The sequence below is a fragment of the Microcoleus sp. T2B6 genome (assembly GCF_036700475.1).
Taxonomy (GTDB): Bacteria; Cyanobacteriota; Cyanobacteriia; order Cyanobacteriales; family Microcoleaceae; genus Microcoleus.
The window spans coordinates 41,513-58,351 of sequence record NZ_JAUBOZ010000029.1 but is presented as its reverse complement, the minus strand read 5'-3'; the positions used below and the strand labels follow the sequence as shown (position 1 = coordinate 58,351).

Annotated in this window: 14 protein-coding genes; 9 read left to right on the top strand and 5 right to left on the bottom strand. The window is 43.5% G+C overall.

What is annotated here, in order from left to right; translation table 11 throughout:
* Nucleotides 1–78: 78 nt before the first annotated feature.
* Nucleotides 79–1,731 (bottom strand): FAD-dependent oxidoreductase, encoded by a 1,653-nt coding sequence (locus QUA00_RS15205; protein WP_333138333.1) that lies wholly within the window; start codon nucleotides 1,729–1,731, stop codon nucleotides 79–81.
* Nucleotides 1,732–1,789: 58 nt separating this feature from the next.
* Between QUA00_RS15205 and QUA00_RS15200 the strand changes: the two genes are divergently transcribed.
* The 5 genes from QUA00_RS15200 (at nucleotide 1,790) to QUA00_RS15180 (ending at nucleotide 7,528) form a co-directional block, all read left to right on the top strand.
* Nucleotides 1,790–1,957: a hypothetical protein gene (locus QUA00_RS15200; protein ID WP_333138335.1), complete on the top strand. Its 168-nt coding sequence runs from the start codon at nucleotides 1,790–1,792 to the stop codon at nucleotides 1,955–1,957.
* A 103-nt stretch (nucleotides 1,958–2,060) separates the two neighbouring features.
* Complete coding sequence (locus QUA00_RS15195) at nucleotides 2,061–4,178, top strand: GNAT family N-acetyltransferase (protein WP_333138337.1); 2,118 nt, start codon at nucleotides 2,061–2,063, stop codon at nucleotides 4,176–4,178.
* 17 nt (nucleotides 4,179–4,195) lie between these two features.
* Nucleotides 4,196–4,627: an ASCH domain-containing protein gene (locus QUA00_RS15190; protein WP_333138339.1), complete on the top strand. Its 432-nt coding sequence runs from the start codon at nucleotides 4,196–4,198 to the stop codon at nucleotides 4,625–4,627.
* 52 nt (nucleotides 4,628–4,679) lie between these two features.
* A complete protein-coding gene (locus QUA00_RS15185) occupies nucleotides 4,680–6,284 on the top strand; it encodes an AAA family ATPase (RefSeq protein WP_333410124.1) in 1,605 nt (534 codons plus the stop codon).
* 47 nt (nucleotides 6,285–6,331) lie between these two features.
* Entirely contained in the window at nucleotides 6,332–7,528 is a 1,197-nt protein-coding gene (locus tag QUA00_RS15180; RefSeq protein WP_333410123.1) for a 5-methylcytosine restriction system specificity protein McrC, read from the top strand.
* Between the two features lie 238 nt (nucleotides 7,529–7,766).
* On the opposite strand, the gene QUA00_RS15175 is transcribed toward QUA00_RS15180, so the two are convergent.
* Nucleotides 7,767–8,771, bottom strand: a complete 1,005-nt coding sequence (locus QUA00_RS15175) for a phosphoribulokinase (RefSeq protein ID WP_333241886.1) — start codon at nucleotides 8,769–8,771, stop codon at nucleotides 7,767–7,769.
* Between the two features lie 864 nt (nucleotides 8,772–9,635).
* Between QUA00_RS15175 and petH the strand changes: the two genes are divergently transcribed.
* From petH to QUA00_RS15155, 4 genes are all read left to right on the top strand, one after another.
* Nucleotides 9,636–10,841 carry a ferredoxin--NADP reductase gene (gene petH / locus QUA00_RS15170; RefSeq protein ID WP_333138347.1) on the top strand — a complete coding sequence of 402 codons (1,206 nt, stop codon included), beginning with the start codon at nucleotides 9,636–9,638 and terminating at the stop codon, nucleotides 10,839–10,841.
* Nucleotides 10,842–10,985: 144 nt separating this feature from the next.
* Entirely contained in the window at nucleotides 10,986–11,741 is a 756-nt protein-coding gene (locus QUA00_RS15165) for a Uma2 family endonuclease (RefSeq protein WP_333410122.1), read from the top strand.
* A gap of 134 nt (nucleotides 11,742–11,875) precedes the next feature.
* Nucleotides 11,876–13,192, top strand: a complete 1,317-nt coding sequence (locus QUA00_RS15160) for a homoserine dehydrogenase (protein WP_333410121.1) — start codon at nucleotides 11,876–11,878, stop codon at nucleotides 13,190–13,192.
* Between the two features lie 469 nt (nucleotides 13,193–13,661).
* Nucleotides 13,662–14,513 (top strand): hypothetical protein, encoded by an 852-nt coding sequence (locus QUA00_RS15155; protein WP_333410120.1) that lies wholly within the window; start codon nucleotides 13,662–13,664, stop codon nucleotides 14,511–14,513.
* A gap of 17 nt (nucleotides 14,514–14,530) precedes the next feature.
* On the opposite strand, the gene QUA00_RS15150 is transcribed toward QUA00_RS15155, so the two are convergent.
* From QUA00_RS15150 to QUA00_RS15140, 3 genes are all read right to left on the bottom strand, one after another.
* A complete protein-coding gene (locus tag QUA00_RS15150) occupies nucleotides 14,531–15,007 on the bottom strand; it encodes a hypothetical protein (RefSeq protein WP_333308619.1) in 477 nt (158 codons plus the stop codon).
* A 428-nt stretch (nucleotides 15,008–15,435) separates the two neighbouring features.
* Entirely contained in the window at nucleotides 15,436–15,999 is a 564-nt protein-coding gene (locus QUA00_RS15145; protein WP_333308616.1) for a Uma2 family endonuclease, read from the bottom strand.
* Nucleotides 16,000–16,125: 126 nt separating this feature from the next.
* Nucleotides 16,126–16,755 carry a type I restriction enzyme HsdR N-terminal domain-containing protein gene (locus QUA00_RS15140; protein WP_333410119.1) on the bottom strand — a complete coding sequence of 210 codons (630 nt, stop codon included), beginning with the start codon at nucleotides 16,753–16,755 and terminating at the stop codon, nucleotides 16,126–16,128.
* Nucleotides 16,756–16,839 lie beyond the last annotated feature (84 nt).

Below are 16,839 nucleotides of genomic sequence, written 5' to 3'. Positions count from 1 at the left end.
CTCAAACTCAAACAAAAGTTTATAGTTTGTAGGCGGGTTTAACATCGTATAGCAACACGGGCGACAGCTATATCTCGATTACTTCACCTCCTTATAATCCACCCCATAACTCGTATCTCTTCCCGACAAATACGTCGTTTTCCCCGTTAAAGTTTCCAGAGTTTTTTTCGTTTCAGCCGAAGTAATCGAATTCAGCGGCACGCCGAACTTGCTAGCCAAACCAGCGGCGACGCCCACACCTTGTCCTTGATAAATATTCACCGTCGCAATTCGCCCGACGGATACAGCCATACCGACATAACCGGACGATCGCCCGACAATGGCTAAATTCTTGACTTTGCTAGCCAAAGCGCTTTCTATCCCGAAATTATAGACTGGTAGCGGCGGAATTCTCGCAGATAAATTCTTGACTCCGCCCCGCATATCGAAATCGTAGGAAAAACTGCCGATCGACTTTTCGGGTACTGTTCCCCCTTTGATAATCTCCTGCCCCGTTAACGGATCTACCACATCGCGAACGTTCAAAGTTTGCCTGATATAAATCTCGTCCGGAAGAAATACTCTCACATCTTTACCAGACTTCTTTTGTAGCCAGTATTGGAGAAATGACATTTCTCTAATCATTTCAGGAGTCGGTTTTCTGCCGTTAGCTTCCATCTCCATTATTTTGTCAACTTGGTATTTAAACAGAAACCCGTTCCAGGACAGCACATTTTTGTTATAAACGCAGACATTGCCTTTATCAAAAAAGAATCCTTTATTTTGGCTAAAGGGCAGATTTCTGTCTATGTGATACGCTGCTCCTATAGCTACGCTTCTGATGTCGTAACCGTCTGTATATGGCTGATAAATCGTGCTCCAGAAATTCCTCATCCAGAATTTTGTACTAGCCGGATCTTTAGATTTTGTAATGCTTTCTTTAATCTTTTTTACCAAAGGCCGATCGTATAGAATTTCATCTTCTATACTGCGGAATTCGGACATCGTTATCCCTGTAATTCTCGGAACTACAGAGACAGCTAAAGTTTCATTTTTGGATTTTATATTTTGAGATTGATATCCTGTATAATAAGATAATCCTGCTTTTCTTGCCAATTCAGCGTCTTGAGTTACGTCAATAAAAGAGTGGGCTTTAATTGTTAAATTTCTGCCTGTTACTTCGGCATATTCGAGTTTTTTATCTACGACGTGGGGAGTAAGAGTTGAGTTGGAAATAACTTTGACTCCTGCAGCGGAAAGCATCTGTTTGAGAGCTCGATCTGCCTTTTTTGGATCTAAGCAAGATTCGGGCGCATCGGCTTTATCTAAGAATTCCTTAAAACATTGGGCGTAGGGTTGGCGATACCAACCGGGGATTTTATCTACATCGATGTAAGCTAAACCGCCGCGGGTGAGTAACCCGCCCAAAGGAGCACTTCCGTAGTTCGATCGCACGATCGCAACTTTGCCCTTTGCGCCTAAAGTTTTCTTAGCCCATATCGCCGCACATATCCCCGGTACTTCATCACCATATACTACTACATCAAACTTTTGCTCCGGTGATTTTTTGGGAGGTACCGGAGGGGGGCTGCTGGGTTTTTGCTGCTGAGTTCCAGCGTCTAAGGTGGCACTTGCTGGGTCTCTATTTGCGATAAAATTCTTTATTTCTCTGAAAGCCGGATAATTAAGTAAAAGTTCTAGGGCGGCAAAGATGATTGCAATTGAAGCTAATTTCTTGAAAGTAGAGAGCATTCAGTTGACTCGTTTATAAATTTGCATTACCTGAAAGCGCAGTTCAGGGTTTACGGAGTTGAATATAGCACGTTTAGATAGTTTCGACACAAGTTTAACTTTTCCGGGAACAGTTGTTAGCGGTTTTGCCAGTGTTACTGGTTTGGGAGGGCTATTGATGTGGGTAAGGATGGTGGGTGCGATCGTACTTTATGACTCCCGACTTTCCCAGCCGCTTGTAATGTGATACTAAGACGGAAGTAAGGGCGAGATAGCCACCCCAATCATTGACTCAGTGGTAAATTTAGATCAAACTGAGGTATTGCGGTAACTTGAGGAGGTAGAAAAAAGTGACAGAAGAAACACAGGTGACGATTGAAGAGATTGACGAAACATCCCCCCATTTAGAAACTGTTATAGCCCTAGGTGATGCCAATAAAAAAACTCTGGGTTTTTTTACAGAAGGTGCTTTTCGCAAAAGTGCAAGAGATCGGGTGATACTTATAGCACTCAATTCTCAAAAAAATTGCATTGGCTATCTGCTTTACCGACCAGTGCGTCGCAGCAACATTATTGTTATCGTTCATCTCTGCGTCGATCCTGCATATCGCGGTCGGGGTGTTACTAAACAGCTAGTCAATTCCCTCAGCCAAAAAAGTCAGAATTTTTATGGAATTCAACTCAAATGCCGTCGCGATTATGGAATAGACAGAATGTGGGAAACACTGGGTTTTATTCCTCTCAACGATCGACCTGGAAGAAGTAAGGAGGGTAAACTGCTTACTGTTTGGTGGTTGGATCACGGTCATCCAACTATATTTTCTCAAGCTGCTGCACAACAACTTGAGTCTAAAATTTGTGCTGTTATTGATACAAGTATTTTCTTAGAATTACACGGTAATGAAGATATTGAAAGCACGGAATCCGACTCTCTACTTGCTGACTGGTTACAAGATTATTTGGAATTGTGTATTACCGATGAGATTTTTAAGGCAATAAACGCGATCTCTGAGGTCGCTCTAAGAAAGCGTAAACGCCTGTTAGGGGAGAGTTTTACTAAAATCCACTGCGATCGGCAGACACTTGAAACAAAATTTAACTCTCTAAAACGTCTAATTCCCAGTATCAATCTCGATGAAATAAACGACTCCTTAGTTCGTCAATTAGCACAAGCTATTGCTGCTGATTACTTAATTTTCTTAACTCGCGAACCCAAAATATTAGCTTTAGCAGATGCCGTCTATGAAAACTTTAGTTTAGCAATTATGACTCCTACAGATTTAATTGTTAAACTGGATGATGTTCGCAGAGATACTCAATATCAACCGGTACGGTTTGTCGGCATACAGAATCTCACCATTCAACTAATTGATAGCAAATTTGATAAATTACTGTTAACCAACTGTTTTTATGCGGTTGATAGGGCAGAAAAAATAGCCGATTTTCAGAGAAATCTGCGCCAGATAATTGCCAACCCAGATAAATTTAAGTGTCATGTCGTTTTAGATGGTGAAAATCAACCCCTTGCTTTAATTGCCTATTGTCAATATAAAAATCACGAATTAGAAGTTACAATGCTCCGAGTTAAACGCGGTGCTCTAGCAGCGGCACTTTCACGGTACTTACTTTTCCACTCCATATCAGTTTCAGTAAAAGAAAACAGGCAATTTACGAGACTTACTGACCAGTATTTCGATGAAATTGTTATACAAGCTATTCAAGAAGATGCTTTTGTTCGAGTTAATGATGGGTATTTAAAGGCAAATCCGCCTGTAGCAGAAACAGCAGCAGATATGTCTCAAAAACTGGCAAGCCTAGCCCAAATAGGGCAAGAATATAATTTTTGCATGAAAATTGCAGAGACGCTTAACACTCCCGAATTAATTCAAGATATAGGAACGATGGCAGAGCTAGAACGTCGCCTTTGGCCTGCTAAGATTATTGATGCTGACCTGCCTACTTTCATGATTCCCATTCAACCCAGATGGGCCAAAGACTTATTCGATGAAGAGTTAGCTAAGCAGTACATTTTTGGCTCTCAAATTGAGCTAGCGCTAAAACGGGAACTTGTATATTATAGAAGCAAGTGGGCTAATGGTGGCCTCAGACCGGGTGTTATTGGTAGAATTTTATGGTACGTCAGCTCCAATTCCTCATTTACTCTGGGGACAAAAGAGGTTAAAGCTTGCTCTAGACTAGAGGAAGTTATCATAGACAAGCCGGAAAAACTCTATCGACAATTTCGCAGCTTAGGAGTATACGAATTAAAAGATTTAATGACAATAGCCAAAGACGAACCAAAGGCAGATATCATGGCGATAAGATTCAGCCACACTGAGCTTTTCCCTAACCCATTGACATTAAAGAGAATTCAGGGAATACTGGGTAATAAGATAACGGTTCAAAGCGTATTTAGGCTTCCAGAAACTAAATTCGGAATCATTTACAAAGAAGGAACCGCGACCTAGAAAGAGGATAATCACAAATGTCAAATATCTTATTATTATCTATTCGTCCCGAGTACGCAAATAAAATATTCGATCGTACAAAAACAGTTGAACTGCGTCGGGTTCGCCCTCGACTTTTGAATGAAGGAGATCGAGTGGTAGTCTATGTTTCATCTCCCGAAAAAGCTGTAGTTGGTTCTTTCAAGGTGGATAATATTGTTGAAAAACCCGTCACAGAGCTTTGGGAGGAAGTTGAAAAAATAGCAGGAATTAGCCATGAAGATTTTTATGATTATTACCAAGGTGTAAAACTAGGTATAGGTATCTTTTTAAAAGATATTCATAGGTTTAGTCAGCCAGTAGAGTTACATCGTTTAAGAAACAAGTTACCTAACCTTAAACCGCCACAGAGTTTTCGATACCTGACAGCTAATCAGTTTAACATTGTCACTTCATTAGGAGAACGTTAGACAGGAAGTGTTGCTGAAAAATATTAATTAATCGAGAGTTTTTGAGAATAGCATGGAAGCGGAAAAAAGGGCTGAGTTTGTCAAATTATTTCAAGAATTTGTCAATTCATATCCATACACTCCCGATGGATTGCGTCACATAGCCGCTTACAAGGAGCAGCGTCAGCAGGGGCGTCGAAATTTTGAAGAGATCGCTGCTGCTGCTGAGTCTGGAGAAGATGTGACTGAATCTATAATGTTGAAACTTCTACCTTACGAAGACTCTCCTACTAATCGACAAAGGGGAGCCTGGATTCATATTAATCCGTGCATAATAAAAGGGTTATTATGGAATTCCAAATCGTATAAAAAATTGTCATTAATAGCGCCAGTAAGAATGGCCGAATTAATTTTTTATTTAGTCTGCTGTTGTAACGACGATCCGAGTCAGCTATATTCGGCCTGTAGAGAGTTTTCAGAAGAAATGCGCGTTTCCTTGTTCGGCGAGATAGGGATGCTAACGCCTATCCTCAATGCTCTCCGTCCCGATGACTTTCTCGCGATTAATGACAAGTCAATACAGGTTATTAACTATTTCGCCAATACTTCGTACAGCAAACAGCTAATAGACTACTCCTATGCTAACTTAACCGGACACAAGCTGATCAAAGAATTAACTAAAGAAATGCAGCAGACTGGCGTTCCATCTATCCGAGAGGACGATGTATTTGATATGTTCTGCCACTGGCTGATAGAAATAAAAAAATATGACTTTCCTAGTAACGAAGTGCCATTATTAGATGAGGCAATTGTGTTTGAATACGCTGTAGAAGAAGTACAGTTGCAACCGGAATATCTTTTGAACCAATGTGCCGAAGAAACTGGCTTTGACGAAACAGAACTAAAGCGCTGCATACGCGCCATCCACCGCAAGAAACAAGCTATCCTGCAAGGCCCGCCCGGAACCGGAAAAACCTTCATAGCGGAAAAACTAGCCAAACATTTAATCGGTGGCGGTGACGGCTTTTCAGACACGATCCAATTTCATCCAGCTTATACTTATGAAGACTTTATTCAAGGCATCCGACCGCAGAGTCAAAATGGCCAATTAACCTATCCGATAGTTCCCGGTAGATTCCTAGAATTTTGCACAAAAGCTGAGTCTCGTCGAGGCACTTGCATTATCATTATTGATGAAATTAACCGTGCAAATTTATCTCAGGTATTTGGAGAGTTGATGTATTTGCTTGATGACCGCGATCGCACCGTTAAATTAGCCAGTGGCGAAGAATTGAGAATCCCTACCAATGTCCGTATCATCGGCACAATGAACACAGCAGACCGTTCTATAGCCTTAGTCGATAACGCACTCCGCCGCCGCTTCGCATTCATTCCCGTTTATCCCAATTATGAAGTCCTGCGACAGTATCACCACAGAGAGGAAACAGGTTTTCCAGTTGATAAATTAACTAGCATTCTAGAAGATGTCAATCGCGCAATTAACAACAAACACTATGAACTAGGCATCTCCTTCTTTTTGACAAAAACCTTAGCTGAAGATATCCAAGATATTTGGCAAATGGAAATTGAGCCATACCTCGAAGAATACTTCTTTGATAATCAGGCAAAAATGGATGAGTTTCTCTGGGTTAAAATCAAATCTCAATTCAGCAATTGATAATCTAACGCTACCATTATTACCACAAACACGGCGTTACAGCATCTATGAAACGAGAATCACCCCAAATCATCGAACTCACAGAATATCAATCAGCAACCTTTGATCGAAATTCAATCCCCGAATTAGTAGGAGAGAAAATATACCAGAATTATGCCAAGGAAATAGATATAGAATTTCCCAACCCTAAAACTAAATATAAATGGCAATTAAAATCTAAAGGCAGAGTTGGCAACATTCCCATCACTCCAGAATTTCACATTGCCATCCGCCCCAAGGTTCCCATAAACAACCTTTTCGGAATGATTGACTATGCCTACAACCTTAAGATAAAATTTCCCCAAGGCTCGATTCAGTGCCAATCTTTACAAGAAAGTTACGAGAGATTAGCTAACATTCTTGCCCAAAAAATTCTCGAACGCTGTCGCAAAGGATTATATCGCGATTACTTATCCAAAACCGAAAGACTCGCCTACATTCGCGGCCGCGTCGATTTGCGGTCAGCCCTGCAAAAACCTTGGGATGTTAAACTAAAATGCCACTATAACGAACAAACAGGCGACATCGAAGACAATCAAATACTCGCTTGGACACTTTTCATCATTGGCCGCAGCGGTTTGTGCCGTGAATCTGTTTCATCCACTGTGCGAAAAGCCTTTCACGCACTCCAAGGATTTGTTACATTAAAACCGTTTAAATCAGAAGCTTGTATTGATAGAAATTATCACCGTTTGAATCAAGATTATCAACTTTTACACGCCTTATGTCGATTCTTTTTAGATAACACAGGGCCCAGTCACGAAACAGGCGATCGCGAAATGCTCCCTTTTCTCATAGACATGGCCAATTTATATGAACAATTTGTCGCTGAATGGCTCAAAGCAAATACATCAAAAGGCTTTTTTGTCAAACAACAACACCGAGTCACCCACGACCAAAACTATTTCGATCGCATTGACTTACTCCTAGGCCATAGTGAAACAAAAAAAGTCCAATACGTCCTCGATACAAAATACAAAGCTGCCGAGAAAGTAGCCAATAATGACATTCATCAAATAGTTGCTTACGCAAATGCGTTAAAGTGCCAAAATGCAATTCTCGTCTACCCGCAAAACCTCAAACAACCACTAGATATAAAAAATGACGATATTCGAGTTCGCAGTCTAACTTTTTCCCTAGATAGCGACCTGAATGAAGCCGGAAAAACCTTCTTAAAATCTCTACTTTCAAACACCCTGCCCTAACTCCAATACGGTTCAGTTAAAAGTGTTTATTCCTCGGAGATCCCCCTAAATCCCCCTTAAGAAGGGGGACTTTGAGTAAGTTCTTGTCCCCCCCTTCTTAAGGGGGGCTAGGGGGGATCGGGCTTAACTGAACTGTATTGCCCCTAACTCTACTCTGCGCCCTCTGCGCCCTCTGCGGTTCATTTCTCCACAAAAAAAGAGGCGCAATTGCGCCTCCCAAATCTTTCATGTCTGCGTTCTAAACACTCATAGCCACTTTCGCTTCTTTTGCAGTCAACTTCTCGTAAGTCGCCCGCATCTTCAATCCGACTAACACTTGGAACAAACCAGTTCCATTGTTGGAACCAGGATATTCGCGGTGCTGGAGTAACAGGTGAGTTAACTCGCCTTCATACTTCGCAGAAGTCTTGCTCAAATGGCTTTCGATGTAAATAACTTCTTCGAGATTCTCGAATTGACCATCTACTTCCAAAATCGAGACTTCGTGACCGTAGAAAGCATCGGGCCCGTAGTACATCTTAATTCCGGGATAGGAACAAGTCAGCTTGCGGCCGCAAGGAACCCAGTTAATTGTTGAACCTTCGTCAAACAAATACGCAGGCTCAAAATTGGCGATGCCTTCGCGCTGGATCATCTGCACACGCAGAACTTTCCGCTCTTTGTCATCTTTGATCAAGTTGGTCGGCAACACTTGAATTACCACATCAGCATATTGCTTTTGCGGGTCGATGTAGGCGGTAAAATCCGGTTTGCGAGCATTGATCGCAAACAGCACGTCTTCGTAACGGTGGCCCCGTTCCGCCATGTCGCGCTGGATTTTCCAAGCAATTTTTACCTCGTCGCTGATGTCGAGGTAGACGCTGAAGTCGAGGAGCGATCGAACTCGCTCGTCGTACAGCGGATGCAGCCCCTCAATCACAATCACGTGATTCGGCTCTACCCGCTCAGGAGGATCGAGCAGACCGGTTTCGTGGTTGTAAATCGGCTTGTCGATCGCCCGACCTTCTTTGAGAGCCTTCATTTGCTCAGCCATCAGGTCAAAATTGTTCGCTCTGGGGTCAAGGGCTGTAATCCCTGTTTCCTTGCGCTGCTTGCGATCGAGACAATGATAGTCGTCGAGGCAGATTACAGTAACGAAATCTTCCCCGAACAAATCTGTCAATCGGCGTAAAAAAGTAGATTTTCCGCATCCGGAATCTCCGGCAACGCCAATTAAAACCACGCGATCCGGCTTACTTGTCATAGTTTCCCTCTAACAAAATCACTGTTTACTAACTAACTCAAGTCTAGATTCCACAAAATTTCAGCCCGCAGGTAGTGGCAAGCAGGCTTTGTGCTGCTGTGCTACCCCGAGACGATCGAGTTCTCACCAGCATACAGCAGTGAGTTGATTGCCTGCCCGGGAAGACCCAAGCAATCTTCAAGGCAAGTAATTAATAGCTTGTAAAAGTATAGTCATTTATGTATGACATGGGAGGCGTGAATCCCTCCCCTTTCTTTTTTACTTCGAGCGGATTGACCCGCCTGGGCTGAACTACGCAGCTCCCTATCCCATCGCACAAGGCATTTGGGATTGCTTGGGGCATAAGATCGTCATATCTATTAACACTAACTTTAGTAGTTGATCTTACCAGAATGCGATCGCCCACTACAAGCTCAACGTCGATAGATTTGAGATTTGAGATTTGAGATTTGAGATTGTAGAATTGACCCGTCAGTCAGCCTGGGAGTCATAAATCCAGGATCTTGTACCTGGCTGCTTTCGGTCAATAGGAGCTATTTGTTGCCCGATGCCACACTCCATCACCGGTCGGCAATCAAAACGACTTATCGGGGCAGATCCCCCGATCGGGTAAAATATTGGCAGTACGCAGACAACAATAGCTATAGGTCAACAGCCGAACGCAAAGCGGGCTCGGTGAGCGCGGCGTTCGGCTAGTAGGGATTGGATACGCGAGCGATCGCAACTTCAACACTCCCGCCGGCGTGGCGAGGCCCAAAAATTGGCGCGGCCAATTAGTCCCGAGGGCCTTAAGAAAAAAGTAAATTGAGTCTAACGTCACATTCTCTTTCTTTATAACTCTGTATCGTGAAGGAAAATCAACAAATGTACAGCCCAAGCTTATCTGGTGGAGCGGCAAACTCCGAATCAGGCAGCCGCATCTTTGTTTACGAAGTGGAGGGTATGCGTCAGAGCCAAGCAACTGACCAAATAAATAACCCGATTCGCCGTAGCGGCAGCGTATTTATCTCCGTGCCCTACGATCGCATGAATCAGGAAATGCGCCGGATTGCTCGCATGGGTGGAAGAATTGTCAGCATCCGCCCCTCAAACAGCGCTCCCGAAACAAATGGCAAAGTCGCACCAGAAGCAGGGCTACAGAGTCAGAAATCTGGAGAAGAAACTAAGCCCATGACTCAAGCCAAGGAAAAAGTTCAGGTTCCTGTTAACCTCTACAAACCGGCCAATCCCTATATTGGTAAGTGCATTTCTACAGAAGAATTAGTCAGAGAAGGCGGCGACGGCACAGTCCGCCACGTCACCTTCGACATTTCTGGAGGCAATTTGCACTATCTCGAAGGTCAAAGTATCGGGATTATTCCCGATGGCACGGATAAAAACGGCAAACCTCACAAAATTCGGCTTTACTCGATCGCCTCCACCCGTCACGGCGACCACCTCGACGACAAAACAGTCTCGCTGTGCGTGCGCCGCCTAGAGTACAAAAGCCCAGAAACCGGTGAACAAGTCTTTGGTGTTTGTTCGACTTTCCTCACCGGTTTGCAACCTGGGGATGATGTCAAAATCACCGGCCCCGTAGGCAAAGAAATGCTGTTGCCCGACGACGAGGAAGCCACCATTATTATGATGGGTACCGGTACGGGTATTGCTCCTTTCCGGGCTTACTTGTGGCGGATGTTTAAAGAAAACAATCCCGATTACAAATTCAGAGGTTTAGCTTGGTTGTTCTTTGGAGTTGCTTACACTCCCAACATTCTTTATAAGGAAGAGTTGGAACAATTGCAGCGCGAGTTCCCCGATAATTTCCGCTTGACTTATGCCATCAGCCGCGAGCAAAAGAATGTTGACGGCGGCAAGATGTACATTCAAAACCGGATTCAAGAGAACGCAGACCAATTGTGGGAATTGGTTCAAAAGCCGAATACTCACACTTATATCTGCGGTTTGAAGGGTATGGAAGGCGGAATTGATGAGGGAATGTCGGCCGCGGCTGGCAAGTACGGTGTTGACTGGGCTGCCTATCAGAAACAGTTGAAGAAAGACCACCGTTGGCACGTTGAAACTTATTAATGTGTTACCTGATTTAATCTGATTTGTAGGGTGGGCTTGGCTCGCCCTACAATTTTTGAAACAGTTTTGAGGCTGGAGGGGCTGGTTCACCCAATACAAGTGTAAAATATACAGTAAGCTCACCGAAAAAGGGAGATAACTGACATGGTTATAACTTCTACCCAAAAACTCACCTTTGAAGAATATCTGAACTATCAGGGAGAATCAGGTGTTTGTTATGAATTATATCGGGGCAATCTAATCGAAATGCCAACACCTACAGCAATACATATCAAAATTTGTGAATTTTTAGTTTATCAGTTCCGGCGCTTCTTTGCAGCACACAACCTACCGATAGTTGCAATTGTGACTACCGCAGTCCGAACTGAGGAAAACTCTTCTCGCATTCCTGATGTGGTGATTTGCACTCAGAGTCTGTGGGAACAAGTCTGCGCGCAACCTGGTTCCGCAGTGCTAGATTTTGAAGAAAAACCGCTGTTAGTTATCGAAGTTACCAGTCAAAATTGGCGGGACGACTACATTCGCAAACGGGCAGAATATGACTTAATTGATATCCCTGAATATTGGATTGTAGACGCCAATCAACCGAAAATACGAGTGTGTAGCCGTCCAGAAAATGAAGGCAGTTACTCTCACCAGGAATTTTTGCCGGGACAGCAAGTTCAGTCTGTACAGTTCGCTGAATTTATTTTATCGGTGAATCAAGTGCTATCTCCGCCGCTAGTAGAAGATTTAATTCGAGAAGAAGAAGCACAGCGACAGCAGCTAGAACAGCAAAATCAGGAACTAGAACAGCAAAATCAGCAGCTAGAACAGCAAGTTAATGCAGAACGCCAGCGGGCCGAAAGATTGGCCCAGCGACTCCGAGAAATGGGGGTAGACATGGATTCAGAACTGTGAATTGTCATCTCAATATCCAGAGCCCCGACTTATTAAAGAAGTCGGGGCTCTGGATATTGAGCTTACTTAAATGACAAATTGCTTGATTAGCATACAATGATTGTAGGTTAATTGAGTTTCTACGGGTCAAAGTCGTGGCTTTCAAAATTGGTTTGTTAGGTTTGGGTACAGTTGGCGCGGGAACAGCAGAGATTTTGCTCTCCCCAGATGGCCGCCATCCGCTGTTGCAGGAATTGGAAATCTATCGGGTGGGAGTGCGCGATATTTCTCGAACTCGGTCTTTACAATTGCCAGAAAATGTGCTGACAACTGACCTAGAAGCGATCGCAACTGACCCGGAAATTGATATTGTAGTAGAACTGATTGGCGGATTGGAACCGGCGCGATCGCTCATTCTGCAAGCTATTGCCAGCGGCAAGCACGTCGTCACTGCCAACAAAGCAGTTATCGCCCGCTACGGTAATGAAATCTTCGAGGCCGCCAACAAAAAAGGCGTTTACGTAATGCTAGAAGCTGCTGTCGGCGGCGGCATTCCAGTCATTCAAAGCCTCAAACAATCTTTAGGTGCAAACCGCATTCAAACTGTCACCGGCATCGTCAACGGCACAACTAATTACATCCTGACGCGGATGCAAACAGAAGGTGCAGACTTTGCCGAAGTGCTCGCCGACGCTCAGCAATTAGGTTATGCTGAAGCTGACCCCACAGCAGATGTAGATGGATTAGATGCTGCCGATAAAATTGCTATCTTAGCCTCGCTAGCTTTTGGCGGACGCATCAAATTAGCAGATGTTCACTGCGAAGGTATCAGAAAAGTTAGTGCGGCTGATATTGACTACGCCGACAAGCTGGGATTTGTGATTAAATTGTTGGCTATTGCTCAAGAAACCTCCCGCTACAATGGCAAGCAAGCGGAGGCAGAAAGCGAACTGCTGTCAATTCGAGTTCATCCGAGTTTTGTACCCAAAACTCATCCGCTGGCGAGTGTTAACGGGGTTTACAATGCAATTTTAGTCGAAGGAGAGCCGATCGGGCAATTGATGCTGTACGGGCGCGGCGCCGGTGCAGGCCCAACAGCTAGCGCCGTAGTATCCGACATCATGAATGTCGCGGCCATCCTGAAAACCGAAACAGTTCCGATTCCCCATCCTTTGCTGAGTTGCAGTCACCAACACTACTGCAAAATTGCTCCGATGCAGGAACTTGTTACTCGCTTTTACGCCCGTTTTCTGACGCGCGATACTCCGGGGGTAATTGGCAAACTCGGCACTTGTTTCGGCAACCACAAAGTTAGTTTGGAATCAGTTGTGCAGACGGGAATTCACGGCGATTTAGCAGAAATTGTCGTCGTGACTCACGATGTTAGGGAAGGTAATTTTCAACAAGCACTCGATGAAATTCGCGCGATGGAAGCAGTCGATAGTGTTGCTAGCACGTTGCGAGTTTTGTAAAAGTGATTTGCTAGGGGCGGGTTTTACCTACACTATTTGCCAATAATTGACAATCTATAAAACCCGCCCTCGCCCAACGATAAATCCGATGTACATTTGGCGGATTTGGTAGGGGCGGGTTTCACCGACAATATTTGCCAATAATTGACAATCCATAAAACCCGCCCGAACCGAACCATAAATCAGAATGTACCGGGTGCTTGTAGGGGCGGGTTTTACAAACAATAATTGCCTGAAACAAACAATCTCGAAAACCCGCCCGAACCGAACCATAAATCATCATGTACATTTTCCGATGCGATGCAAATTTCGGGTTGACGTAGGTTATCGGTGGTGGGGGGCGGGTTTATCTAGATTGTCGGTAATCGTTAGATATGGTTGGTGAACCCGCCCCTACCAAATCTGGGTAAAGGTATTTTGCAACAATACCGCGTTTTCCCCCCACAAGCAGTTAAAAATGAGATTTGGGATGAAAATAACAAAATCAGATTTTGTCGATCGCCAAACGGGAAGGCACTTGCTAGATTCCCTGTATGAAAAGTTTGCCAAACCCCAACTGCACGATACTTTTAAACCCAATAATCCTTCAATCTACATTCGGCACGAAGAAGGGCAAGTTATTGATGGAAATTATATCATAAAAAAAGTTTTTGAAGACTCTCGCACTGGTTTTTATGCTGAAAGTCGCCTCCCCATTTCTGGCAATAATCCGCCTGTTTTCGTGATTCGCGGCTACGGTTCTTGGTATCCTTTCGAGCGCGTTTTGGAAGATACGCCCGATGTATTTATGGCAAAACTAGAACGCCAGTTAAAATCGGCGCAAACTGTGGGTGCTATTGATTGGATAAAGCAGCAATTTCACAGCGGGAATCCGCCGGATGTTATCGGAGAAAGTTTGGGCGGCAAAGTTGCTCAGCAAATAGCAGCAAAATACCCGGATTATATTCGATCCACTGTAATTTTTAATTCTTTGGGCGTTTCGGAAAAGTTAGCTAAAACTTCCACCGCTAACAATGTTTTTCACTACTTTACTTTAGGCGAAAGGTATGCTTTCTGGGCAAATGAAGGCGATTATATACCGGGAACGATTTTTGTGATTTCCCCCAAAGGCAACAACTGTTGTTATAAACTCGAAGAGGCGATCGTCCGAATGGCGCGTTTTGAAGGCAAGTTTCTCAAAAGGCGCGCGATTGTGGCAATATTGGCTCAGTGGCTTTTGCTAAATAGACACAATGCGATCGTCCTCAACAAACGGCGGCCAGTAGTCGTTGAGATCGATCGCACTCAATTGCAAATTTTCCGAAAAAAGCGCTTTGTTTAAACTCAGACAGAATGGCTTCAGGCCGCAGATGGCTGATTTTCCCGTGCTGCGACGGCGAGAACCAGACAAAGTGCTGCGATCGCTTTTTCCCATTCTTGCTTTACAGCGGTGGGTTGAACCTCATCAAAGGCGCTAACTAAACGAGGTATCGCTCGTTCTAATGCCTGTCTGGGAATTGATTTGTGCAATTCAACTAAACGAGTTAAACTTTCTTGATTCTTCAAAAAACCGATTACCCATTTCGTAGTATGATCGGGACTCTCAGGGACGTTTTTAATTCCTAGTTCTGTTTGCAACCAGTCGTAAAAACGCGGCAGCTTTTGAGCTAAAACAGTTCCAGCAGTTGGCAAAGTTTCTTTGAGCAAACCACTATCCAGACTTCCCAAGACTTGATTGAATTCCGGTGAATCGAGCAAGCTGGTTAATGGCAGTGAAAGCAGCGTTTCAGAAGCGTCAGGGGATACATTTAAAGTCCGCGAAAATGTTTGCAGCATTGGAAAGTCTCTGGTAGGGATGACTTTTTTAGCCTAACAATCGCGCGAGTCTATGAATATGAGCTACCTCATATTAGCTGAGTTAAAGACTCGGCGGTTGAAACCTATCCTACACAAACTTTCGTCCCGTATAGGGACTAAAGAGTAATACTAATTATAAAAAATCATGCAACAGTAGCTGTAGGGTGCGTCGCTCTCAAAATTTATCAAAAAAAGCGACTATCTCACAGCGACGCACCGGTGCATACAGTCTTTCAGGAAACAAACCAAAAACTCATAACTGTTGCCCGATTTGGGAGAATTGGTATAATACCGAATCCTGCGGCTCAAACTCGGCGGTTGAAACCTATCCTACACAAACTTTCGTCCCGTATAGGGACTAAAGAATTATCCATAATTAAATTCAACCAATTTATTCTTTTAATTTTTTACGCTAGCAACTCATCGACGGCCATACTAAAACCAGGCAAAACTATTTGAGTGCTGACAACTTCACCTCTGGCGAATAAAAGTCTCTGCTGTTGAGTGACAACAACAATCCACTGACTCTCAGGAAGTACCAGCCATATTTCTTGACAGCCCGATTGCAGGTATTCATTTGTTTTGGCAAATACTTCTTCGGCTTTATCAGTAGGAGAAATAATTTCAGCAATCAACGGAAAACTTTGAGGAAGTATGGTAAAATCATTAAATTGGGCGACTAATTCTGGTGTCAAGTAGGAAACATCGGGACAGCGACCTCTCCCTACTGTACGGCAACCTGTTTCTGTGTAAACTTCTCCACCTTGTCCGCTGGAAAGTGCGTAATTTCCCCAATAGCGGGATAGCCGAGATTGAATCCGACCAGTTTTTGCTGTCATGCCGTTTTTTTCCACTAATTCTCCATCTACCCATTCTGTGCTGTCAGGCGGGTTTTCCATCCATTCTTCTAGGGAAATGCGGGGAAATTCAATCACTTGAATTTCTATTGATTCGATGAGTGAACTTACCATGTGAGTTAATCCTCTTTTATCTGTACTAAGCTAATACGCATTTAAATTGCCTGGGGCAATAAATTTTCCTTCTTGTGGGGTGGGCATCTTGCCCGCCCTCAACATACAATTTAAATGCACAACAGCTTATCTCACAATTTGAGCGATTCGCTTCATAATTTTGAGTACATTGTACAATTCATTCCCTCGATCGCGCAAATCAAAGGAATTAGATAAACCGTACTGCGGTGTACCTTGATACGTCATTTTAATGAACTGAAAATTCCTGCCGTTGCTTAGCATTCCAAAGGACGCCATGCTAGGATTAGGATTAGCCAGCAGATAAGCTAATATTTGCGCTAATCCTGTTTCTATGGAAATTTGAGCGCTTTTTGACTCGATAACCATTACCCAAAACTGCTGTTTTAAAACCAGGACATCCATCCTACCTCTGATAATTGTCTCGTCTTCGTCTTCAAAGAAAATTTCTACTTCAGGTTCAGCTTTGATATGAAAGGGAGGTAAATAGAAACCTGCAAAATGTAGCAAGGGAGATAAGACTACCATTTTGACGGTAGTTTCTAGCATTGGAAGATACTCGACTAAGTTGAAATAGCTAGCTTTCACTTGATCGAGAAATTGTTTTTCAAATTCGCTGATTTCGGGTAATTCGTCAATCCATTCACGAAAAAATTGGTCGTCATCAACGAGTTGGATATTAAATTTTTCCCTTAAGTAGGAGAGAGTAACTTCTCTAGCTTGGATTGTTGCCGTCATAGTTTTTGAGGATTATTCCTAATCTTAACTACATTATACAACATACAATTCATTTCCTCGATCGCCAAAATCTAATTTCAACCG